This is a genomic window from Kitasatospora sp. NE20-6 (assembly GCF_045862635.1).
This window is the reverse complement of the sequence record NZ_BPRL01000028.1, coordinates 99992-123101: the sequence shown is the minus strand read 5'-3', so window position 1 is coordinate 123101 and position 23110 is coordinate 99992. Positions and strand designations below refer to the sequence as shown.

General features: G+C 71.6%; 14 protein-coding genes. 7 read left to right on the top strand and 7 right to left on the bottom strand.

The window, feature by feature from the left end; genetic code table 11:
* The first annotated feature begins 607 nt into the window (after positions 1-607).
* The 3 genes from SNE206_RS21110 (at position 608) to SNE206_RS21100 (ending at position 12736) form a co-directional block, all read left to right on the top strand.
* Complete coding sequence (locus SNE206_RS21110; RefSeq protein ID WP_407915010.1) at positions 608-4579, top strand: FG-GAP-like repeat-containing protein; 3972 nt, start codon at positions 608-610, stop codon at positions 4577-4579.
* Positions 4580-4953: 374 nt separating this feature from the next.
* Positions 4954-11073, top strand: coding sequence for an RHS repeat domain-containing protein (locus tag SNE206_RS21105; RefSeq protein ID WP_407915009.1), 6120 nt, complete (start codon positions 4954-4956; stop codon positions 11071-11073).
* Between the two features lie 325 nt (positions 11074-11398).
* Positions 11399-12736, top strand: coding sequence for a collagen-binding domain-containing protein (locus SNE206_RS21100; protein ID WP_407915008.1), 1338 nt, complete (start codon positions 11399-11401; stop codon positions 12734-12736).
* A 206-nt stretch (positions 12737-12942) separates the two neighbouring features.
* Here SNE206_RS21100 and SNE206_RS21095 read toward each other — a convergent pair whose 3' ends face one another.
* Entirely contained in the window at positions 12943-13719 is a 777-nt protein-coding gene (locus tag SNE206_RS21095; protein ID WP_407915007.1) for a MerR family transcriptional regulator, read from the bottom strand.
* Positions 13720-14047: 328 nt separating this feature from the next.
* On the opposite strand from SNE206_RS21095, the gene SNE206_RS21090 reads away from it, so the two are divergent.
* Positions 14048-15274, top strand: coding sequence for a serine hydrolase domain-containing protein (locus SNE206_RS21090; protein ID WP_407915006.1), 1227 nt, complete (start codon positions 14048-14050; stop codon positions 15272-15274).
* An 87-nt stretch (positions 15275-15361) separates the two neighbouring features.
* Here SNE206_RS21090 and SNE206_RS21085 read toward each other — a convergent pair whose 3' ends face one another.
* The 4 genes from SNE206_RS21085 to SNE206_RS21070 all read right to left on the bottom strand — a co-directional run bounded on the left by SNE206_RS21085 (position 15362) and on the right by SNE206_RS21070 (position 19289).
* On the bottom strand, positions 15362-16054 hold the full coding sequence (locus tag SNE206_RS21085; protein ID WP_407915005.1) for a response regulator: 693 nt from the start codon (positions 16052-16054) through the stop codon (positions 15362-15364).
* The gene (locus SNE206_RS21080; RefSeq protein WP_407915004.1) at positions 16047-17279 is read right to left on the bottom strand and encodes a sensor histidine kinase; all 1233 of its coding nucleotides are present in this window, start codon (positions 17277-17279) and stop codon (positions 16047-16049) included. The genes SNE206_RS21085 and SNE206_RS21080 overlap by 8 nt, the downstream gene beginning before the upstream one ends.
* 25 nt (positions 17280-17304) lie before the next feature.
* Positions 17305-18201, bottom strand: coding sequence for a lysostaphin resistance A-like protein (locus SNE206_RS21075; RefSeq protein ID WP_407915003.1), 897 nt, complete (start codon positions 18199-18201; stop codon positions 17305-17307).
* A 278-nt stretch (positions 18202-18479) separates the two neighbouring features.
* Positions 18480-19289, bottom strand: coding sequence for an alpha/beta hydrolase (locus tag SNE206_RS21070; protein WP_407915002.1), 810 nt, complete (start codon positions 19287-19289; stop codon positions 18480-18482).
* 50 nt (positions 19290-19339) lie between these two features.
* On the opposite strand from SNE206_RS21070, the gene SNE206_RS21065 reads away from it, so the two are divergent.
* A complete protein-coding gene (locus SNE206_RS21065; RefSeq protein ID WP_407915001.1) occupies positions 19340-19717 on the top strand; it encodes a winged helix-turn-helix transcriptional regulator in 378 nt (125 codons plus the stop codon).
* Here SNE206_RS21065 and SNE206_RS21060 read toward each other — a convergent pair.
* The gene (locus tag SNE206_RS21060) at positions 19671-20141 is read right to left on the bottom strand and encodes a hypothetical protein (protein WP_407915000.1); all 471 of its coding nucleotides are present in this window, start codon (positions 20139-20141) and stop codon (positions 19671-19673) included. The genes SNE206_RS21065 and SNE206_RS21060 overlap by 47 nt on opposite strands.
* A 392-nt stretch (positions 20142-20533) precedes the next feature.
* On the opposite strand from SNE206_RS21060, the gene SNE206_RS21055 reads away from it, so the two are divergent.
* Positions 20534-21301 (top strand): SDR family oxidoreductase, encoded by a 768-nt coding sequence (locus SNE206_RS21055; protein WP_407914999.1) that lies wholly within the window; start codon positions 20534-20536, stop codon positions 21299-21301.
* A gap of 167 nt (positions 21302-21468) precedes the next feature.
* The gene (locus SNE206_RS21050) at positions 21469-22392 is read left to right on the top strand and encodes an RNA polymerase sigma-70 factor (protein ID WP_407914998.1); all 924 of its coding nucleotides are present in this window, start codon (positions 21469-21471) and stop codon (positions 22390-22392) included.
* 141 nt (positions 22393-22533) lie between these two features.
* Here the strand turns inward: SNE206_RS21050 and SNE206_RS21045 are convergent, their stop codons facing one another.
* Positions 22534-23106 carry a TetR/AcrR family transcriptional regulator gene (locus SNE206_RS21045; RefSeq protein WP_407914997.1) on the bottom strand — a complete coding sequence of 191 codons (573 nt, stop codon included), beginning with the start codon at positions 23104-23106 and terminating at the stop codon, positions 22534-22536.
* Positions 23107-23110 lie beyond the last annotated feature (4 nt).

The window sequence follows — 23110 nt, the reverse complement described above, 5'->3', positions numbered from 1 at the left end:
AAGGACCATTCACACTTCTGCTGATGTGTGGATGTCCGCGGCAGGCCTCATCGGTGGCGCAGGGCCGGAAAGTGATTTCCGGTGCTCCGTGCGGCGGGCCGGTGCGATCGGTGAGGACGGGAATGTCGAAGAAGTGAGATTCCCGTCACCCGGGGGAGCCGGTTGCTGCATGAGGGCGTGCCGGGGCGACTGCGGCCGGGACTCCGGGTGGGCTTGCGCGTCGACAGGCGCCCAGGTCAGAGCCGGTGCCATGGGCGCGAACTCCCCGATCTGAGCGATCGTGATCGGTGCGCAGGACGTGGCTGGTGCTGCTTTCGCCGGGAAAGCGGACGGTCGGGTGGACCTGTAGGACGAAAGGCTTTCCTTTCCGTACTCCGGCGTGACCTGTGAGACATTTTCCGGCCCGTGGGAAAAACCCTTCGATGTGCGGGGATCCGTATAAGGTGACTCTGCTTCTCATATTCAGGAATGGGGCAGAGTGAATACTTTCGCAAGACGCGGAAGCGGGTATTTTTCCAGGCGTAGGGCCGGTCGGGTCACCACCCTGGTGGCCGCGGGCGCGATGGTGGTGGCAGGGGGTGCCTTCCCCCTGGTCCTGGCGTCGGCCGTGCCGGCCGTTGCGCAGGCCGACGACGGGTCCGTCAGTGCCGAGGACAAGGCGTTGCAGGAGGCGAAGGCTTCGGGGCAGCCGGTGGAGCTGACCTCGGCTCGTACCGAGTTGTCGGACACCTGGGCCCGGCCGGACGGGACGTTCTCGGTGAAGCGGTACGGGGCGCCCGTGCGCGTGCTGCGCGGTGGTGCCTGGATCCCGGCGGATCCGACGCTGGTGTTCGCGCCGGACGGTTCCGTCAGGCCGAAGGCGTCGTCGGTCACCATCACGTTCTCCGGTGGTGGTACGGGCCCGCTCCTGTCGGGGGTGAAGGACGGCCGGACGCTGGCGCTGTCGTGGCCGAAGGCGTTGCCGACGCCCACGCTGAGCGGCAACGTGGCGACCTATCCCGAGGTGCTGCCGGGGGTCGACCTCCAGCTCAAGGCCGAGGTCGAGGGGTTCTCGCAGCTGGTGGTCGTCAAGACGGCCCAGGCGGCCGCCAACCCGGAGCTGGCGACGCTGAAGTACGCGATGTCCACGGTGGGGGTGACGGTGACCACCGATCCCGCGACCGGGGCGGTGGAGGCCAGCGATCCGGCCGGGCGGACGGTGTTCACCAGTCCTTCGCCGCTGATGTGGGACTCCACCACCGCGACGAGCGGGGCGGCGGCAAAGTCCTCCGGTGCGGGCGCGGTGGCGCCGCGGGCTGCCGCTGCCGAGGCTTCCACGCCGGGCAGCGCCTTCGAGCAGCCGGCGGGGTCCAAGCAGGCCGTCATGCCGACCGCGGTCGCCGGGAACACGCTGGAGATCACGCCGGACCAGACGCTCCTGAAGGCCGCGGACACCCGGTACCCGGTGTACATCGACCCGACATGGGCCTGGGGCGGGCGGCAGAACTGGACCCGTGTCTACAAGAAGTGGCCCGGCAACAGCTACTGGAACGCCAACGAGGTGGCCCGGGTCGGCTACGAGAACGAGACGAACGGCCTGTCCCGGTCCTTCTTCCAGCTGGACACGGCCAACATCGCGGGCGCGAACGTCATCTCCTCCACGTTCCGCATCAACAACGTCTGGTCCTGGTCGTGCCAGGACCGGCCCGTGCAGCTGTGGCACACCAAGGCCATCAGCGACAGGACGACCTGGAACAACCAGCCGGACAAGGTCGACTGGCTGGGCACCGTGAACGACGCCAAGGGCTGGAGCTCCAGCAGCTGCCCCGGCGGGAACCTCGAGTTCGACGTCACCTGGAAGGTCCAGCGGATCGCCGCCGCGCACGAACCCAGCATGACCGTGGGCCTGTACGCCGAGAACGAGAGCGACACGTTCGGCTGGAAGAAGTTCGACCCCAAGTCGGCGGTCCTGGAGACGGTCTACAACGACCCGCCGCAGACGCCGTCGGGGCTGGGCACCAACCCGCGTACCGACTGCAGCACCGGCGGGCTCATCGGCAACACCACCGTCAGCCTCTACGCCACCGTGGACGACCCCAACGCGGGCAACCTCTCCGCGCAGTTCCAGGTGTTCCGGGGCGGCACCCTCGTCGTGGACAGGTGGATACCGGCGCTGAAGGGCCGGGTGTCGACGCTGGTCGTGCCCGACTCCGAACTGCCGACCGGCGACTACACCTGGCAGGTCCGCGCGTACGACCAGCGTGACTACTCCGGCTGGAGCACCACCTGCAAGTTCTCGGTGGACCGCACCCGTCCGGTGAAGGCACCGAAGATCGAATCCGCCGTCTTCCCGAACGGGAACGACGGCTGGCCCGCGGGCACCGGCAAGGCCCGCACCCCCGGCGGCTTCACCCTGTCCGCCAACGGCGTCGCCGACGTCGTCTGGTACGGCTACTACACCGACTGGGATCCGGCGGTGCACAGCGCCTGGGTCGCCGCCGGCGCATCGGCCTCCGTCCAGCTCACCCCGCCCGGTGTCGGGCCGCACTTCGTCTACGCCTTCAGCCAGGACGCGGCCGGCAACCGCTCGGACACCGCGACCTACCTGTTCTACGCCGCCCGCTCCCAGGACCGGGATCCGGCGGGCGACCTGAACGGCGACAGCCGGCCCGACATCTGGACCACCGACCCCCGGGGCAGTCTGCTGACCTGGGCAGGGCAGGGCAACGCGAAGTTCTCCGCCGCCACGAGCGGTGGCATGAGCCTCGCCAAGCCCGTGACCGCCTACTCGGGAGACTGGGGGGAGGACGGCTACAACGACCTGGTGACCCTGGAGCACGACCCGGTCGACAACATCGACAGGCTCCGGGCCTACAACAACAACGGCATGGGCCGCGTCAACGCCCTCGACCGCAAGGAACTCACCGTCGCCTGCCCCAGGCAGGACGAGGAGAACGCCTGCTTCGAGGAGGGTGACGACCACTGGCAGGACGCCCAGCAGATCATCACCCCCGGCGACCTCAACCTGGACGGCCAGCCCGACCTGATGGTCAAGCAGGGCAAGCGGCTGTGGGCCTACCTCGGCTCCCGCAGCGGCAATCTGGACCTGTTCGGGGCGCCCGTCCTGGTCGGCGGGCAGGACTGGGACCTCTTCACCGTCATCCTGCCCGGCGACCTCAACGGCGACGGCGTCCCCGACCTGTGGCTGCGCCACAACGGCGACGGCAGGATCCTCCGCTCGTACGGCAAGGCCGCGGTCGACGGCAAGGCCGTCGACCTCGCGACCTGGGGCAGCGAGCCCCGCACCGAGGTCGGCCACGGCGTGTCCGAGGACGCCTACCCGCTGGTCGGCTCGGTGGGCGACGTCACCGGTGACAACGTGCCCGACCTCTGGGCCCGGCAGGCCGACGGAACCATGTTCGGCTGGTACGGCCAGGCATGGGGCGGAAGCGTCAACTCCTTCTCCGGCGGCTTCGTCATCGACGGCGTGGCCGGCGCCCGGATCACCTCCGGCACCACCCTGGCCTCCGGCCAGTCGTACACCACCGGCAAGGCCAAGCTGACCATGCAGGCCGACGGCAACCTCGTGCTGTACACCGCGGCGAACCAGCCGCTGTGGGCCTCCAACACCAACGGCAACCCCGGCGCGGTCGCCCGCATGCAGCCCGACGGCAACCTCGTCGTCTACACGGCGGACGGTTCCAGGGCCCTCTGGTCGTCGAACACCTTCCACAACGCGAACTCCTACGCGGTGGTCCTCGACCGCGGCGTGCTCGCCATCTTCGACGCCTCCGGCAAGGGCCTGTGGACCAGCGGTTCGCAGAGCCGTCCCGACTACAACGGCGACGGGTTCACCGACGTCCTCGCCAGGGACGCCCACGGTGACATGTGGGTCTACCGGGGCACCGGCGGAACGGGCACGAACACGCTCGGCACCCGCGACTTCGTCGGCAACGGCTGGTGGCGCGACTACTGGACCAACGCCTACACCGCCGACCTGGACAACGACGGACGCACCGACATCGTCGGCCGCACCCGGTCGGGCGAGCTCTACCTCTACCCGGGCACGGGAGGCACCGGCACCAACTCCTTCGGCTCCCCCAGCTACCTCGGCAACGGCTGGAACACCTACGACACCCTCGCCTTCGGCGACATCACGGCGGACGGCCGCACCGACATCCTCGGCCGCGACAGCGGCGGCGAGCTGTGGGTCTACCCCGGCACCGGGAACGGCGGCACCGACACCTTCGGGAGCCGGCAGTTCAGCGGCAACGGCTGGTGGCCGGCGTCCTGGACCAGCATCCGCATCGCCGACCTCAACGGCGACTACAAGGCCGACATCATGGGCCGCACCGACCAGGGCGAGCTGTACGTCTACCCCAACACCACACCCGCCGGCGGCACCATCAGCTTCGGCGCCCGCTACTTCAACGGCAACGGCTGGTGGGGCGACTACTGGACGCCGTACGCGACCGACCTCAACAGCGACGGCGCGGCGGAGTCGGCCGGCGTCACCACCAACGGTGAGCTGTACGACTACCTCCCCGGCGGCCGGACGCTGATCGGAACCGGCTGGGGCGCCTACGACGTGATCCTCTGACCCCGCCCCGGTCCTGACGGCCTGTTCCGTCGGGATCCCGCCGGCCCTCGCCGCGCTCGCCGGAGCGCGGCGAGGGCCCGCGGTGCGCGAGCCCCGGCCGGTGCGGCCCGGCATCACCGCACCACCTGGTGCCGCGCCGGCCGCCAGGCCCGACCCGCGCCTGCGGGCCGATCCGTGCCGCGAACCGTCCCGCCGGGCCGGTCCGCCCCGGTCAGGGGCCCGCTCATGACCAGGACCGGCATCCCGTCCTCTTCGGACGCGGAGCATCTCGCGGTGCTCGCATCCGCGAAAGCCCACCGCACCGAATCCGTCATCACAGCCCGCTGTTGTCCCTCTCCACAGGAAGGTGTGACGTGAAACGTCACGGTGCTCGTTTGCTCTCGGCCGCAGTCGCGGCCGCAGCACTGATAGGCGGCCTGCCGGCCGTGTCCGTGGCCGCGCCCGGCAGGAGCGGCCCGGACCTCCCCGCCGTGCAGCAGCCCGAGCCGGTCGCGGTGAAGGCCGTCCGCTCCGGCGGGGCCCGGCGCGTCGACCAGGCCGCCAAGGCGGCCGCAGCGGCAAAGGCCCCGGTGGTGTGGCCCGCCGCCGGGACGGTCGCCGTGGAAGGCGCCGCCGCGGCGGCGCCGGCAGCCAAGGGCAGGTCCACGGCCCACGACTCCGCCCACCCCGTCACGGTGGCCTCCGGCGCAGGACAGGGAAGACTGAACCTCACGGTCGCCGACCGGGCCGCAACGGGCCGGGCCGGCGTCGACGGTGTGCTGCTGTCGGTCTCCCCGGCCGAGGCCACGGCCCGCGGCGGCCGGATCGAGGTCTCGGTCGACTACACCGGCTTCGCCGGCGCCAACGGGGGCGACTGGGCGTCACGGCTGGCCCTGGTGCGGCTTCCCGCGTGTGCGCTGACCACACCGCAGCGGGCCGAGTGCCGCACCCGGCAGCCGCTCCCCTCGACCAACGACTCCGCTGCCCGCACCGTCTCCGCGAAGGTCGAGACCGCCGCGGCGCAGCCGGCCGCGTCGAAGGACGCCGGCCCGTCGCTGCGCAGCGCGCCCGCCGCCGCAACGGTACTCGCCCTGACCGCCACGGCCTCCGGCCCGTCGGGCGACTACACCGCCACCTCGCTCAAGCCCTCCGCCACCTGGTCCGCGGGCGGTTCCACGGGCGGGTTCGCGTGGTCGTACCCGATCGGAGTGCCCTCGGTGCCCGGTGGCCTCGCGCCCTCCGTGGCCCTGGGCTACTCCTCGCAGGCCGTCGACGGGCGCACGAGCGTGACGAACAACCAGCCCGGCTGGATCGGCGACGGCTGGGACTGGGAACCCGGCTACATCGAGCGGCGCTACAAGCCCTGCGAGGACGACCAGTCCGGCGGGACGGGCACCGCTCCGGCCGGCGACCAGTGCTGGTCCGGCGACAACGCGACGCTCTCCCTCGGCGGCAAGAGCACCGAGCTGGTGTACGAAGCCGGCAAGGGCTGGCACCCGGCCTCGGACAGCGCGGAGAAGGTCCAGAGGCTCACCGGCGCCGCCAACGGCGACAACGACGGTGAGCACTGGAAGGTCACCACGGCCGACGGCACGCAGTACTTCTTCGGCCTCAACCGGCTGCCCGGCTTCACCGCCGGGGCGGCGGAGACGAACTCCGCCTGGACGGTGCCGGTCTACGGCAACCACACGGGCGAGCCCTGCCACACCGCCACCCCGGCCGACAGCTGGTGCCAGCAGGCGTGGCGGTGGCAGCTCGACTACGTGGTCGACCCGCGCGGCAACGCGATGGCGTACTACTGGAACCAGGAGAAGAACAACTACGCGCGCAACTGGAGCGCCACGACCGGCAAGGGCACGGCGACCCCGTACGTCCGCGGCGGCTGGCTCGACCGCGTCGAGTACGGCCTGCGCTCCGACACCGTGTACTCGGCGAAGCCGATGGGCACCGTGAACTTCGGCGTCGACGAGCGCTGCCTCACCGGCTGCGGCACCTTCGACGCGGCCAACGCGAAGAACTGGCCGGACGTGCCGTTCGACCAGTCCTGCGCGGACGGCGCCGACTGCGGCACCAACGCCTCTCCGACCTACTGGTCGCGCAAGCGTCTCGTCACCATCACCACCCGGGTGCAGACCGGCGGTGCGGCCAGGGACGTCGACTCGTGGTCGCTGGCCCAGAGCTTCCCGCCCTCGGGCGACGGCATCTCCACCCCGATGTGGCTCGCCTCGGTCACCCGTACCGGCAAGGCCGGCGGCACCGCCACCCTGCCCCCGGTGACCTTCGCCGGCGAGCAGAAGGCCAACCGCGTCGACCGCACCGGTGACGGGCTCGCCCCGTTCGTCCGCCTGCGTCTGAGCGAGGTCACCACCGAGACGGGCGCCACCGTCGGCGCCTACTACTCCGAGCCCGAATGCACCACCGCCGCGCTGCCGCCCACCGACGGCAGCAACACGCTGCGCTGCTACCCGGTCAAGCGGCACGAGGGCACCGTCACCTCCGACGACTGGTTCCACACGTACGTCGTCACCAGGGTGGTCGAGGGTGACAACCTCGCCGAGAGCCCCGACAAGGTCACCGAGTACGCCTACCTGGACGGCGCCGCCTGGGCGAAGAACGAGGACGAGTTCGCCAAGGCCGCGGACCGCACCTACTCCGTCAACCGGGGATACGGCCGGGTGCAGACCCGCACCGGCACCGGCTACGACGCGCGCACCCTGGTGGAGACCCGGTACTTCCGAGGCCTCGACGGGGCGCAGGTGAAGGACTCCGCGGGCACGGCGGTCACCGACCGCCCCGAGTTCGCGGGCATGGTCCGCGAGACCGCCACCTACAACGGTGACGGCGGCGCCCTGGTGTCGGCCACCTCGACCACGCCCTGGCGCTCCGCCGCGACCGCCACCCGCAGCCGGTCCGGGCTGCCCGCCCTCTCCTCGTACTTCACCGGGATCGGGAAGGAGCAGACCCGCACCGCCGTGACGGGCGGCGAGCGCCGCACCTCGGTCACCCGCTCGTTCGACGAATACGGCATGGTCAGTGCCGTCTCCGACCTCGGCGACGAGGCCCGCACCGGCGACGAGCGCTGCACGACCACCACCTACGCCCGCAACACGGACAGCTGGCTGCTCACCGCCCCTGCCGAGACCGAGACCCTGGCCGTCGCCTGCGGCGCCCCGGCCTCGCGGCCCGCCGACGTCGTCGACGCCGGCCGGTCGTACTACGACGGCTCCACCGTCCTCGGGGCCGCCCCCACCGAGGGGCTCGTCACGGAGACCCGTTCCGTCAACGGCGCCGGCGACGGCTACGACACCACCGCCCGTACGTCCTACGACGACTACGGCCGGATCGTGTCGGCCACCGACACGTACGGCAGGACCACCACGACGGCGTACACGCCCGCCACGGGCGAGGTGGCGACCCGGAGCACGGTGGTCAATCCGCTCGGCCACGCCGTCACCACCGACCACGAACCGCTCCGCGGACTCGCGGTGGCCGTCACCGACGCCAACGGCAAGGTGACCGCCACCGCGTACGACCCGATGGGCCGCGTCACCAAGATCTGGCTGCCGACCCGATCGGCCGCCACGTACCCGGACGCGCCGAACTACGGCTTCGACTACCTGGTCCGCAACGACGGGCCCGTGGTCGTCACGACCAGGACGCTGCAGCACGACTCGACCTACGAGACGTCCTACGCGTTCTACGACGGTCTGCTGCGCGAGCGGCAGACCCAGCGCACCTCTCCCGACCGGTCGGGCCGGCTGGTCACCGAGCAGTTCTACGACACCCGCGGCCTCGCCTGGCGGAACTCCGGCACGTACTACGCCGACGGCGCCGCCGACGCGACCCTGGTCACCGGCCAGGAGCTGAAGTACCCGGCATCGACCGACACCCTCTACGACGGTGCCGGCCGCCCGACCGCCGCCGTCAGCCGCAAGTTCGGCGACGAGACCAAGCGCACGACCACCCTGTACCTCGGCGACGGCACCACCGTCGTCCCGCCGAAGGGCGGCACGTCGAAGACGACGCTCACCGACGCGCGCGGCAACGTGACCGAGCTCAAGGAGTACACGAACGACGCCCGCACGGCGAGCCAGTCGGTCGTGTACCGCTACGACCGGCACGACAAGGTCGTCGAGATCGACGACACCGCCGGCGACGTCTGGCGTTACGGCTACGACGTGAAGGGACGGCAGATCCACGTCGAGGACCCGGACAAGGGCACGTCCGACCTCACGCTCGACACCGGTGGCAGGGTCACCGACGTCAGCGACGCCCGCGGCACCACGCTGCACACCGACTACGATGCGCTCGGCCGCCGGACCGCCGTCAAGCAGAACGGCACCCTGCTGGCCGCGTGGACGTACGACACCGTCTCCAAGGGCCTGCCCTCGACGGCGACCGAGTACGTCGACGGCAGCGCGTACACCACGGCGGTCACCGCGTACACCAGTCTCTACAAGCCCTCCGCCACCCAGGTGACCGTCCCCGCCGCGGAAGGCGCGCTGGCCGGCACCTACAAGTGGACGACCTCCTACAACGCCAACACCGGCCAGCAGATGTGGACCCAGCAGCCCGCCGTCGGCGGCCTGCCCCAGGAGCGTGTCACCACCACCTACACCACCACCACCGGCCTCCCGTCGACCACCTACGCGGGAACCGACCCGCTCGTCTCCGCCACCACCTACGACCACTACGGCCGGACCGTCCGGGACGAGTACGGCGCCTTCGGCAAGCACATCTGGCAGTCGTACGAGTATGACGAGCACACCGGAAACCTGGCGCGTGCCGTCTCCGACCGGGACCTCGCACCCCAGCGCATCGACGACACCCGGTACACCTACGACGCCGTCGGCGGTGTGACCGGCACATCGACCACGTCCGGCCAGGACGCCGCAGCGGTCACCGACACCCAGTGCGTCACCACCGACGCGCTGCGCCGCGTCACCGAAGCCTGGACGGCCACCGCCGACTGCGCGACGGCCCCCGCGGGGAACAGCGTGGGAGGTCCCGACGCGTACTGGACCAGCTACACCTACGACGCGATCGGCAACCGCAAGACCGAGACCCGGCACGCGACCGGCACCGCGACCGGCGACACCGTCCGTACCTACACCCGGACCGCCGGCAAGCCGCACGCCCTCGCCACCGTCGACCAGAGCGGCCCGGACGGCACGCTCCAGGAGGTGTACGGCTACGACGCGACCGGCAACACCACCAGCCGGAAGACCGGCAGCGGCCAGAACCAGACCCAGACCCTGGAATGGGACCGGTCCGGCCACCTGTCCACGGTCGTCCAGGGAAGCTCCACGAGCCGCTACCTCTACGACGCCGACGGGCAGCGCCTCATCCGCCGCGACTCCACCGGCACCACGCTGACCCTGCCGGGCGGCACCGAGGTCAGGCTCACCCCGGCCGGCACCCTGGTCGGGACGAGGTACTACAGCCACGGCGGCGAGGTCGTGGCCGTACGGACCGCCGGCAAGCTGACGTTCCTCCTCGCCGACCACCACGACACCGCCACGGCCGCGATCGACGCGGTCACCCTGGGCATCACCCGGCGCAAGTCGGCGCCGTTCGGTGCCCCCCGCGGGACGAGCCCCGGCAGCGCCTGGCCCGGCGGGCAGGGGTTCGTCGGCGGCACCCTGGACGGCGACACCGGCCTCACCCACCTCGGGGCACGCGAGTACGACCCGAACACCGGACGGTTCATCAGCGTCGACCCCAAGATGGACAGCACCAGCTCGCAGGAACTCCACGCCTACGCCTACGCCAACAACAACCCGCTCAGCACCAGCGACCCCCGCGGCGACATCCTGCCCGAGTGCTGGTCCGGCCAGTACACCTGCAAGGGCGGCACCGAGGTGACCGGCTACGGGCAGAACTACGAGGCGATCACCCGGGCCGAGGGCGGCGAGCCCGCACCCGACTACTGCGCCACGCACAAGTGCACCACGCCGCCGCCGCAGGACAACTCCAACGGCGGCCTCGACAAGGAGCAGCGCAAGGCCCGGGCGAACTTCCTCGGCGACGAGTACCAGAAGACCACGCGCTGGAAGCCGGCCACCGAGGCCGACCGCGAGGTGCTGGACCGCTCCACGTCGTTCAGCCTCAACTACGCGGAGAGCAAGCTCTGCGACGAGTTCGGAAGGACCGAGTGCATGACCTACCGCGCCGAGGGCGCCTGGGCCGTGGGGGAGACCGGGGAGTTCGCGGGCACCATCTACGGTGAGGTGGCGAACGCCTACCGCCACGTCATCTGGCAGGCAAGCCTGACCGCGCAGTTCGGCCGCGAGAAGGCCTCACGCTGGGCCGACGCCCATGAGGCGTTCTACCCGGGCAGGGAGGAACAGGACCACCGGGTCGACCTCCTGAACAACGAGTTCGCCCAGACCCTCGGCGAGCGGGCCGCGGCCAAGGCGAACGGCAACGCGGCACTCACCGTCCTCTACATCAAGCGAGCAGCCCGCGCCTACATCGAGTCCGGCAACTACGGGAGGAAGAGCGACCTGGACTGACACCGTCCCGCACGGCGGCGTCCCCACCCGGACGTCCGCACGACCGGTGCCCCGCAGGGAAGGCAGCACGCCTCCCCTGCGGGGCTTCCGTCCATGGGCCTCGGCCCCCGGACCGCAGCTCCCGGACCGTAGCTCCCGGACGTGCCCAGGCGGGTGGCCCGGAATTCCGGACGGGTCGTCCGGTCGTCCCGGCTGCCGGTCGTGGCGCGCCGCGCCGCACCTGAGGGCTGCGCGGATGCCGCCGCGTCACCCCGTTGGGCCGATGGGCGGACAGGGCGGCCCGGCCGCGCGGGGCGGCGGACAACAGATCATTACGGTGCAGGACATGACGAAACGCAATATCACGGTCATTGCGATCGCGGCCTGTGCCTGCCTGACGGCCGCCCTGCCCTGGGCCGGCGGCGGGACGGACGGCACGCGGGGCACCAGAGCCGTCGACTACAACCCGCTCCAGGGCGACAACGGTTTCGGCGTCCTCGTCGAACAGAACGCTTTCCTCGGCAGCACGGAGTCCGAGGGCCCGGTCGCGGTGGGCGGCAACCTGTCCTTCGGCACCTACAACGTCTCCCTGCACGACGTCGGGACGTACACCGCCCCGAACGACACCAGGCCGGCCGGACTGGTGGTGAACGGACGGGTGGACCTCGCCGGGTCCGTACCCGGCGGCGTGCTCAGCGTCCTCAGCAACCGGTACGTGAAGATCGGCGACCTCACCGGGGTCCAGGCGCTGACCCGCGACGGCAACGGCGCGTCCGTCAACACCCGGATCACCGCCACCGGCGCGGCCTACGGCTCCACGCCGCGGATCGAGCTGACGACGCAGCAGACGGCCACCTCCGTCGCGGCGGCGTCCGGGTTCGACGTCGCCGCACTCTTCCCCACCTACCGCGCGCGGGCCGCGGAGCTGGCGACCTGCGCCACCACCGTCGTCCTGCGGGCCGCCGACGGCACGCCCCTGCCCCAGCAGCAGGGTTTCCCGCCGGGCACGAGCGCCTACATCACGCTCACGGACAACGCCACCAACGTGCTGAACCTCACCGGGGCCGACCTGGAGAACCTGAGCGAGATCACCTTCACCTCGCCGCCCACCGCGACGGCGCCCCTGCTGATCTCCGTGGACACCACCGCCACCGGCGGCGTCTACACCTGGAACGTCCCCAACCAGGCCAACGCCTCCGCCGGCGCCCCCTACATCCTCTGGAACTTCGCCGACGCCACCGACCTGACCGTCGCCACCGGCGACAGCATCGAGGGCACCATCTACGCACCCGGCGCCCAGGTCACCGACATCGACGCGGCCAACATCGAGGGCACGGTCGTCGCGAAGTCGTTCACCGCGGGCCCGGTCGACCCCGTCTCCGGCAACGTCGTGAACGCGGGCGAGATCCACTACTTCCCGTTCGCGGCGAACCTCACCTGTACGGACACCCCGCCCACCGAGCCCCCGACCGAACCGCCCACCGAGCCCCCGACCGAGCCTCCCACGGAACCGCCGACCTGGCCTCCCACCTGGCCTCCCACGGAACTGCCGACCTGGCTCCCCACCTGGCCGCCCACCTGGCCGCCGACCATCGACCCGACCTGCCCGCCGGACCCGCCGTCCGGGCACCACCCGACCCCGCACCCCACGGGAGTGCACCCGGGCGTCCCCACGCACCACTGAGGGCCGCCACGCCACCCACACCCCGCCGCCAGACCCCGCCGTCCCGCCCCGCCACCGCCCGTCAGGAGCGGCGGCGGGGCTTTCCGTACCCGGCCGCGCCGCCCCTGCCCGGCGGCCCGGGACCGGTCGTGGTGAGGCTGCCGTGCCCGGGATGCCGGACCCGCCGCGGTGCCGGGAATGCCGCGGTGCCGGGTCCGCCGGGGCCGTCACTGATGCGGAACGGCGATGCCGGCTGCGCGCAGGTTCGCCTCGATCAGCGCGTTCAACCGGGCGATGGACGGTGACCGGTCCTCCCGGTGATGGTTGACCATTCCGTACCGGGAGGCGGCGTCGGGCTGGTCCTGGAACCCGGTCGGCATCGCCAGCAGTGCGCGGTCGGTCAGCAGCTTGCCGGTCAGCGCGGACGCCAGCTCCTCGATCCGCGGGTCGTCCGGATCCCAGGACCGCGCATCCCAGCCGCGCTTGGTCAGTTCGACGGACTCGGGATCGTCCAGCGAGCGTCCGAGCCGGGTCAGGAAGCTGTCGAAGATCTCCGGGACCAGTGCCCGGGCCAGCACCAGGGCCTCCCGCTGACCGGCCACGTAGTCGGCGCCGAAGCCGAGTTCGGCGAGTCGGTCCAGGACTGCGCAGGCCCGGTCGGGCAGCAGGGCCCGGTCGCCGTGGTCGAGACGGTGCAGCCTGTCGCGGCGCGCGATCAGGTCGTCGATCCGTTCGGTGAGCTGGTGATGGATGTCGTCCAGGGTGGCGGCGAACGTCCGGGGATCGGCGTCGAGCAGGTCACCGATCCCGGCCAGCGGCACGCCGGCCGCGGCCAGGGTCCGGACCTGGACCAGCCGGAACAACTCGCCCGATCGGTAACGGCGGTAGCCGGAACCGTCGCGTTCCGGCTCGGCGACCAGGCCGAGCCGGTGATAGTGCCGCACGGTCTTGATCGTGACACCGACGAACGCCGCCGCCTGACCGATCGTGAGCCCGTCTGCCATCGGCTCGGCACACCTCCGGATCGTGGGCGGCTGCGGTCCCCGCGAACCGCATCGGCGACGGCCGGGACGTCCGGACGGTCGCAGGGCGAGGATAGCGCGCACCGGTTCCGGCCCATCCTCCTGCCGCCGAGGAGAACCTGCCCGCCGAGGAGGACCTGCCGCCGAGGAGCACCGGGACGCCTGCGGCCGGTGCCGGTCACCCTTCGACCGCGACAGGGAGTTGACCTTGACCCTGGGTCAGGGCCGCAAGCTCTTCACACGGCCGCTCGAAGGGCCGGCCGCGGCCGACGCCGCCGTGGGAATCCACACCGTGAAGAGGAGATCCATCATGGGAACGAGCAACAGCGGCTTCTCCGACGGAGGGCTGCGCCGACTGCGCGAGGTGCTGGCACGGCACGTCGAGTCCCGGAAGATTCCCGGCCTTGTCGCCCTGGTCGGCCGCGGCGGCCGGACGCACGTCGAAGCGATCGGGACGATGCGTCACGACGGTGGCCCGTCGATGCGCCGGGACACGATCTTCCGGATGGCGTCCACGTCCAAACCGGTCACGACGGCGGCGGCGATGATCCTGCTCGACGAGTGCCGGCTGCGGCTGGACGACCCGGTGGACCCGTGGCTGCCCGAACTCGCCGACCGGCAGGTGCTGAAGCGGCCCGACGGACCGCTGGACGACACCGTGCCGGCACAGCGGCCGATCACCGTACGGGACCTGCTCACCTCCACGTTCGGGCTCGGAGTGGACTTCGAGTCGATGGATTCCCCGATCAGGGCCGCGACCTTCGAGCGTCTCGACCACAGCGTGGCGTCCGGGCCGGCACCCGGGCCGGACGAGTGGATGCGCCGCCTCGGCGAGCTGCCGCTGCAGTACCAGCCGGGAGTGCGGTGGCAGTACGACCTCAGCAACGAGGTGGTCGGCGTGCTCGTCTCCAGGGTCACGGGACAGTCGTTGGAGGCGTTCCTGCGCGAACGCATCCTCGATCCGCTGGGGATGAAGGACACCGCCTTCCACGTGCCCGCCGACAAGATCGACAGGCTGCCGCCCCTGTACGGGCCCGACCCGGAGACCGGCGGGTTCGTCGTGTGGGACGAGGCGGTGGGGGGAAGGTCCAGCGTGCCTCCCGCGTTCCAGGGCGCCGGCGGCGGGCTGGTCTCCACCGCCGACGACTACCATGCCTACTTCCGGATGCTGCTGAACCACGGGATGCACGGGAGTGAACGGATCCTGTCCCGGGCCGCCGTCGAGCTGATGACCACCAACCGTCTCTCGCCCGGGCAACGAGCCGCCCGGGACGCCATGTTCGGCAACATCGCCCACCTGTCGTCCGGCCAGGGGTCGAGCGGCGGCTGGGGCTTCGGGATGGCGGTGCGCACGCATCGCGGCGACTACGCGCCCGTCGGCCAGTTCGGCTGGTTCGGCGGTACCGGCACCACCGCCTACGCGGACAGGACCAACGGGCTCACCGGAGTCCTGCTCACCCAGGTCGGACTGTCCACCCCGGATTCGCCGCGCGCCATGAACGACTTCTGGACCACGCTCTACCAGGCCGTCGACTGACGACGGGCCCGACCGCCGCTTCGCGGCCGGGTCGGGGGGCGGAAGGCGGTGCCACGGCGGGGGAGAGGGTCACCCGGCCGGGCCGGTTCACGACATGCCGGGCACCAGCCCGACCCGGTGGGTGAGGACGACCGCCTGGACGCGGTCACGCAGGCCGAGTTTCGCCAGGATCCGCGACACGTAGGTCTTGACGGTCTCGGGCGTGATGAACATCGCCGCAGCGATCTCCGCGTTCGACAGCCCCTCGGCGATCAGCTGGAGCACTTCCAGCTCGCGGGGGGTCAGCACGCGCACGACGTCCTGCCTGGCCGTCCGGGAGGTGCCGGCCGGTCGCAGGTGCTGGGCGAAGTGGCCGATGAGGTGGCGGGTGACGGCGGGTGCCAGCAGGGCCTCGCCCCGGGCGACGGTCCGGATGCCGTTGACCAGCTCCGCCGGAGGCGCGTCCTTGAGGAGGAAGCCGCTCGCTCCGGCGCGCAACGCGTCGTAGACGTGGGCGTCGACGTTGAACGTGGTGACGACCAGGATCTTCGACGTGCCGTCGGCATCGGGACCGGCCAGTTGCCGTGTCGCCTCGATGCCGTCGAGCAGGGGCATCCGGATGTCCATCACGACCACGTCGGGGCGCAGCCGCCGCGCGGCCCGAACCGCCTCGTGGCCGTTCTCGGCCTCCCCGACGACCTCCATGTCGGGCTGCGCGGAGAAGATGGTGACGTAGCCGGTCCGCACCAGCGCCTGGTCGTCGCAGACGAGTACGCGGATCGGTGGCGGTGCATCACTCACGGGGTCGCTCCTGAAGGGTCTTGGCCGGAATCGTGGCGCGGACCTCGAACCCGCCCTCGGGCCGGGGACCGGCCTCCAGTTCACCATCGAGCATCCGCACCCGTGCACGCAGCCCGGCGAGCCCCCGTCCGCCCGCAGGGCCCGGTTTCCGGGTGACCGGTGCGGCGACGGGCCCGTCCGTGGCCACCTCGATCCCGAGGTGCTCGTCGCCGTACCGGAGCAGGACCCGGGTCGGCCTCCCGGCCGCGTGCTTCAGGGCGTTGGTGAGCGTCTCCTGCACCACCCGGTACGCGGCCAGCTCCACGTCCACGCCCTGCGGCCGCCGCTCGCCCTGCTCGCTGAACTCGACCGGCTGACCCGACCTGCGGGCCCGCTCGACCAGGTCTCCCACCCGCCCCAGGGCGGGTGCCCGGTCCGCGCGTGCCCGGTCCGCGGCCACCGACTCGCCGGTCGCCTCCAGGACACCGAGCAGGTACCGCAGTTCGGTCAGTGCCCGACGGCCGGTGTCGCTGATGGCGGTCAGTCCCTCTCCGGCGCGTTCCGGCGCGGACGCGAGCAGGAACTGCGCCGCGTCGGCCTGGACGACCATGGCCGTCACGTGGTGGGTGACCACGTCGTGCAGCTCGCGGGCGATCCGCGCCCGCTCGGCGGCGGTGGCCGCCTCGGCAGCCAGCCGCCGCCGCTCCGCCTCTTCCGTCCGCCGCGTGCGCACTCCGCTGCCCGCCAGCCAGACCGCGGCCAGGACCAGGGAGAACGCGAGGTAGTCCGGTACGGACTGCGGTGAACCGAGGCGGTCCAGGACGACGGCCAGCACGGCATAGCCCGCACCTGCCGCGGCGGCCAGGCCGTGGCGGAAGCGGACCTGATGGGCTCCGGCGGAGTACAGGGCCAGGTACAGCCCCACACTTGCGAACGTCGTCGCGAAGCCCAGCGACTGGTGCACGGCGAACGCGCCCGCAACGACGGCCAGACAGGCCGCGGGCCACCTGCGGCGAACTGCCAGCGGCAGGGTGTGGGCCAGGACCAGCCCGACGCTCAGCACGTTCGCCGGCCGCCCGGGCAGATCGCCGATCTGCGCACCGATGCCGGACAGGGTCGGCACGAAGGCCGCCAGGGTGAGCGCCAGGGCGAGGACGCCGTCCTTGAGGAGAGCGTCCCGTTCCTGCCACCGGTCGAGCGGCGCCCGGAGCAGCGGAAGGCTCCAGGGTGCCTGACGGGTCGTCATGTCGGTTTCCTTCGGTGGTTCTGTCTCAGTGGCCCGCGCGTCGACGGGTCTTCATCCCGCCGTTGCGGTGGGCGAGGACGAGCATCGGGACGGCGAGGGCCAGGGCGATGAGGACGGGCACCATCGACGCCTCCAGGCCGAAGCTGCCGCCGGTCAGGAGGGCGGAACCGTGCGTGTCGACGGTGAACAGGCCCTCGGGGGCGTGTCCGGAGACCGGGATGCCGAGCAGTTGCTCCGCGGTGTTCCAGGTGAAGTGCAGACCCGCGACGAACCAGATGCTACGCCGCCACAGGAACGCGGCACCGAGCAGGACGCCCGCCTCCAGAGCGATCGCGAGTCCGCTCCACGCGTTCGCCCCCGGGGCGCCCAGGTGGGCGGCACCGAAGAACAACGAGGTGATCACGATGGCGGCCCGGCTGCCCCACAGCTGCTCCAGGGCCTGCAGGGCAAGGGCGCGGAACAGCAGTTCCTCGGTGACCGCGGCGCCGATCTGCACCATGACCGCGGTCCGGACCACCGTCAGGACGCTGCCGCCCGCCCAGGAGAACGAGTAGCCTCCGAACACCGTGATCAGGATCGTGGAGACGAGAACGAAGCCCAGGCCGATTCCGCCGCCGAGCAGCGCCGCCCGGCCGGCCCCGCGCCGGGCGATCTCCGGCGTGGAGCGCCGTGCCGCACGGTGCATGACCAACCGGTACACGGCCACCGCGGCGGCCGCGCCCAGCACCGGCACCGGGCCGGGTCCGGTCGCCGTCAGGCCCGAGACCAGGCCGACGCCGACCGTCCCCGTCAGCATCCAGCCGAGCGGGGAGCGCGCGATCCGGCCGATCCGGCCGTCGCCGCGGTCGCGTCCGTCGCGGCCGTTGCGGTCTTCGTCCGGGCCGGAGCCGGTGTCGTGCGGTGCGGCGGATGTCGTACCCATGGGGCCTCCCCTGTCGTGGTCGTACCTGCGCCGACCTGACGACCACGTTAGGAATTCGCCGGCGTCCGCGAATCACCCGCACAGGGACAGCTCCGGTAGCTCGCACGGGGGATGCGCAACCCGCGGCGGCGAGGTCGGGACGGGAACCGGTGTCCGGAGGCCGGCCGGCGTCCGGTGGTCCGCACCGGCCACCACCGGCCACCACCGGCCACCGGCCCCGGTCCCAGCCCCGCCCCCGGCCCGCAACACTCCACCCGTGCAGGGGGAATGCGCCGCTCTCAGCCCTGCGGAACAGCCTTCAGGGCGGCAGGGCCCGGTGCGCCTGCGGGCTCGGCGCGCCCGGTGCCGTCGGCGGCCTTCAGCAGAAGCCCGGCCAGTCGGTCCGGCGCGATGATCATGCAATCGTGGCCGCTCTGCAGGTTCCACACCTGCGACGGAGTGCCGTTGGGCTGTGTCGCGGGGACGGGACGGCGGGTGACGCCCTCCGGCATGCTGCCGACGCAGTGGATGTGCGTCCGGGAGATGGCGGCCGTGGCCGGGTTGTCCAGCCGGACCGGCTGCTGGAAGCAGCGCGCCGACTCGTCGGAGAGCAACGTGCGCAGCCAGGCCGTGTCCGCCGGGTCGGTGACCCCGAACAGGCCTGCGGGCGCCGCTCCTTCCGGCAGGGGCGGGATGCGCCAGGGGGTGTCGGAGCCGGCGGCGAGGTCGAGCAGGTGCCGGGTCAGGGGCATGACGTCGAGCACGGTCTCGCCGTCGACCGGAACCATCGCGTCGACATAGACCAGAGCGGCGATCCGGTCCGGGACCTGGTTGGCCACGGCGGATATGACCATTCCGGCATAACTGTGCCCGACCAGCACCACGTCGGTGAGGTCTTCCCCGAGGAGGAGATCGATGACGTCGGCGGCGTGGGTGTCGAGTCCCACCTCCGGACCGAGCAGGTGCTCCCTCTCGCCGTGGCCGGTGAGCGAGGGGGCGAACACCCGGTGCCCGGCCCGGGTCAGCAGGGGTGAAACCCGGTCCCATACGCGCCCGTTGTGCCAGGCGCCATGGACGAGGACGTAGATTTTCTTTCGCGGCGTACTCATGGAACAGGACGCTACTGAGCCGATGGGTACCTCTTGGTACCCTTCGGCCCATGCGTGACTCAGCGGGAGACGTCTTCCTCACCGACTGCCCGGCCCGGCTGGCCATCGAGATCATCACCAGCAAGTGGGCGGTCGTCGTCCTGTTCGCGCTCAGCCGCAAACCGTGCCGGCACGGTGAACTCGTCGGTCTCGTCGGCGGCGTCTCGCGCAAGGTGCTCACCCAGACGCTGCGCAGGCTGCAGGGTTACGGCCTGGTCGAGCGCCACGCGTATGCCGAAGCGCCTCCACGGGTCGAGTACGGCCTGACCGCTCTCGGCCTGACCCTCGTCGAGCCGGTCGCCGTCCTGACGGACTGGGCGCGGTCGTACGGTGAGGCCGTCGTCAGCTTCCAGGAAGCGGCGGAGGACGGACCGGCGTCCGGTGCGTGACCGCGGTGGCCACGGACGGCATCAGGGCCGGCGGCAGCCATTCGGCATGGGCCCTGGCGAGCTCGTCACGCACCGCGATGTTCGCGGCGAAGACGTCCACGCCACCGTCGTAGGGGTGTACGGCCCATGTGCAGGCGGGTTCGGTCAGGATGACGCCGTCCGTCATGTCGTCGGCCACGCAGAGCAGGAGCCGGTCCAGTGCGGGGTCGCGCAGGTCCGTCGGGGAGACATGGAAGTGCCACCACGAGTGGAACCCCGGATCGGTGGCGAGGTCGTCGCTCCGCCAGTGCACGGCCCCGTGCGTGGTGGCGGCCACCGCACTGTCCCGCGGGGTCGGGGAACCGGTCGTGGACCAGGAGCAGGTGATCGCCACCAGTGCTCCGCCGCCGGCTGCGGCGTCGCCGAGGAGTTCCTCCAGAAGCACGTGCTGACGACGCAGAATCTCGGCGTGCTCGGCGTCCGAGGTCGCATACCTCTTGCCCTCCGGGAGGGTGCGGAAGCGTATCCAGTGCTCCGGGAACCGGTGACGCAGGCGGCGAGCCTCCGGTGGGCACCCGGGCCACGACCTGTTCCAGCCACCGTCGAGTCCGGCAATGTCCACCGGCTGGTTTCTGTCTCTCACGGCACCGCAACGTAGCCGATCCTGGTGTCGCCGGACAGCGAAATACGGCCCGTCCGACGCGACGAGGGGGACTGGCGATCCCCGCGGGCGACACCGGGAGCTCAGGATGTCAGAGATGGCCGGGCTGTCTCGTCTCAGGCTGTGAAGACAGGTTCCGGGAAGAACCCGCCTCGACACACAGCAGGGAGCAGGTCATGGACAAGAAGAGCACGCACCGGAAGGTCGCGCTGGTCACGGGGGCGAACAAGGGGATCGGTCGTGGTGTCGCCGAGCAACTCTCCGCGCTGGGCATGACGGTTGTGGTCGGGGCCAGAGACCCGCTGCGCGGCGAGGAGACCGCTGCGGCGCTGCGTGCGGCCGGCGGTGACGCCCACGCGGTCACCTTGGACGTCACCGACCGGGCCACCGTCCGAGAGGCCGCGAAGCAGGTCGAGGAGCGGTTCGGCCGGCTCGACGTACTGATCAACAACGCCGGCATCACCGGGTCCGGACAGGTGTCGCCCGAAGACGCCCACGATCAAGTCCCCAGCTCCGTCGACCTGGACATGGTCCGGGCGGTGTTCGACACCAACGTCTTCGGGGTGATCGCGGTGACCAACGCCGTGCTGCCGCTGTTGCGGCGGTCACCCGCGCCACGCATCGTCAACGTGAGCAGTCACGCCGCGTCGCTGACCCTCACCAGCGATCCGGACGGCCCCTTCACGGCACTGCTGCCCTCGGCCGCGTACGCGCCGTCCAAGAGCGCGCTGACCGCGCTGACCGTGCAGTACGCCAATGAGCTGCGAAAGCACGGCATCCTGGTCAACGCGGTCGCCCCCGGCTTCGTCGACACGGACAGCAACAACCACACCGGGTTCCTCACGATCGCGCAGGGCGCCGCAGTCGTGGTGCGCCTGGCCACGCTCGGCACGGACGGACCCACCGCAGGGTTCTTCGGCGAGGAGGGCCCGGTGCCCTGGTGACGGCAGCCGCGGGCAGCCGCGGTGCACCGGACCGGCGGGATGGATCGGCCCGATGCCGACCGGACAACGGGCCGGGGTGATCGGGTGATCGATCGCCGAGGGGCACGGCTCCTCCGGCGGGGAGCTCTGCCGCCCCTCGTGGCAGCGTGGATCAAGGAGGATCCGGCGTGACGAAGACCGAGGAGTTCCAGGAACTGCGACCACTGCTGTTCTCGATCGCCTACCGGATCCTGGGCAGTGTGAGCGAGGCGGAGGACGCGGTCCAGGAGACATGGCTGCGCTATCAGGCCACCTCCACCCGGCCCGGGTCGGCCAAGGCGTTCCTGTCGAGCGTGGTCACCCGGATCTCGATCGACGTGCTGCGCTCGGCGCGCGTCCGGCGGGAGGAGTACGTCGGACCGTGGCTCCCCGAACCGCTGCTGACCGACCCGTACGAGGACCCGGCGCGGTCGGCGGAGCTGGCGGACTCGCTGTCGATGGCGGCTCTGCTCCTGCTGGAGCGGCTCACCCCGCTCGAACGCGCGGTCTTCGTGCTGAGGGAGGTGTTCGCCTTCGGCTTCGCGGACATCGCATCGACGGTGGGACGGTCGGAAGCCGCGTGCCACCAGCTCGCGGTGCGGGCGCGCCGTCACATGGACGCGGGCCGGGTCCGGTTCGAGGCCGACCGGAAGGAACGCGATGAACTCGCCGAACGGTTCTTCGACGCCTTCCGGGAAGGAGACGTCGACGCGCTGGCCGGGCTGCTGGCCGCCGACGTCCACATGATCGGCGACAGCGGCGGCAAGGCCCCGCAGTTCGAGCCCGTCGTCCTCGGTGCCGGGAACGTCCTCCGGGCGCTGGCGACGTTCGTCCCGCTGGTGATCAGGAGCGGTGGCCTTGTGGAGCCGCACCAGGTGAACGGCCAGCCGGGCTCGGTCTTCCGCGACCGGAACGGCCGGGTCCTCAGCACCTGGGCGCTCGATGTGCTCGACGGGCGGATCCGGACGATCCGCACGGTGAACAACCCCGACAAGCTCGGGCACGTCGGCCCTGTGGCGAACGCCTGGGAGGCCCTTCGGGAGGCGAACCGGGCACACCGGCCCACTGGCTGACCGAAGAACCGGCCGCGCTCCAGGGCCGAGATGCCAGGGCCGGGGTGCCAGGGCCGGGATGCACCTTCCCGGGAAGGCCGAACCGGTTGCCACCGGCGCTCAGGGCGTCCTCACCGGTCACCCACGTCGCCATGCCGTCGGTCAGTGCGGCCGCAACCCGTCGAAGACCACGTCGAAGATCCGCTGCCGGGCCGTCGGGTCTGCTCCGAGATGCTCCATCGTCGCACCGGTGCCGACCAGCAGGGCGATCAGTTCCGGCAGGCCGAGCTCCGGACGGACGGCTCCGGCCCGCTGCGCCCCGTCCAGCAGCCGGGCGAGCTGTGCCTGGATCACCTCGCTGGACGCCTGCAGGGCCATGTGCGCGTCCACGCCGACTGCGGCGAGTGCCCGGGCGAACTCGTTCTTGCCCGCAGACTGTTCGACGATCAGGCGGAAGCAGGCGAAGAAGGCGTCCGCGGGCTCCAGTTCGGTGGCAAGCCGCGTTGTCCGGGCGGCGATCGCCTCCAGTCTGCGGACCATCACAGCTTCCAGCAGCGCTTCCTTGGTCGGGAAGTGGCGGAAGAGCGTGCCGACGCCGACCCCGGCGGCCCGGGCGATCTCCTCGGTCGGTACGCCGACGCCGCGGGTGGTGAACACCTCGGTGGCGACGTCCAGCAGTCTGGCCCGGTTACGGGCCGCGTCCGCCCGCAGCGGGCGCTCCTTGGCACCGCTCATTCCT

Excerpts from the sequence above, each read along its gene's own strand:
- SNE206_RS21100 (WP_407915008.1), top strand. The coding sequence starts at position 11,399 with ATGACGAAACGCAATATCACGGTCATTGCGATCGCGGCCTGTGCCTGC.
- SNE206_RS21095 (WP_407915007.1), bottom strand. The coding sequence starts at position 13,719 with ATGGCAGACGGGCTCACGATCGGTCAGGCGGCGGCGTTCGTCGGTGTC.
- SNE206_RS21090 (WP_407915006.1), top strand. The coding sequence starts at position 14,048 with ATGGGAACGAGCAACAGCGGCTTCTCCGACGGAGGGCTGCGCCGACTG.
- SNE206_RS21080 (WP_407915004.1), bottom strand. The coding sequence starts at position 17,279 with ATGACGACCCGTCAGGCACCCTGGAGCCTTCCGCTGCTCCGGGCGCCG.
- SNE206_RS21075 (WP_407915003.1), bottom strand. The coding sequence starts at position 18,201 with ATGGGTACGACATCCGCCGCACCGCACGACACCGGCTCCGGCCCGGAC.
- SNE206_RS21070 (WP_407915002.1), bottom strand. The coding sequence starts at position 19,289 with ATGAGTACGCCGCGAAAGAAAATCTACGTCCTCGTCCATGGCGCCTGG.
- SNE206_RS21065 (WP_407915001.1), top strand. The coding sequence starts at position 19,340 with ATGCGTGACTCAGCGGGAGACGTCTTCCTCACCGACTGCCCGGCCCGG.
- SNE206_RS21055 (WP_407914999.1), top strand. The coding sequence starts at position 20,534 with ATGGACAAGAAGAGCACGCACCGGAAGGTCGCGCTGGTCACGGGGGCG.
- SNE206_RS21045 (WP_407914997.1), bottom strand. The coding sequence starts at position 23,106 with ATGAGCGGTGCCAAGGAGCGCCCGCTGCGGGCGGACGCGGCCCGTAAC.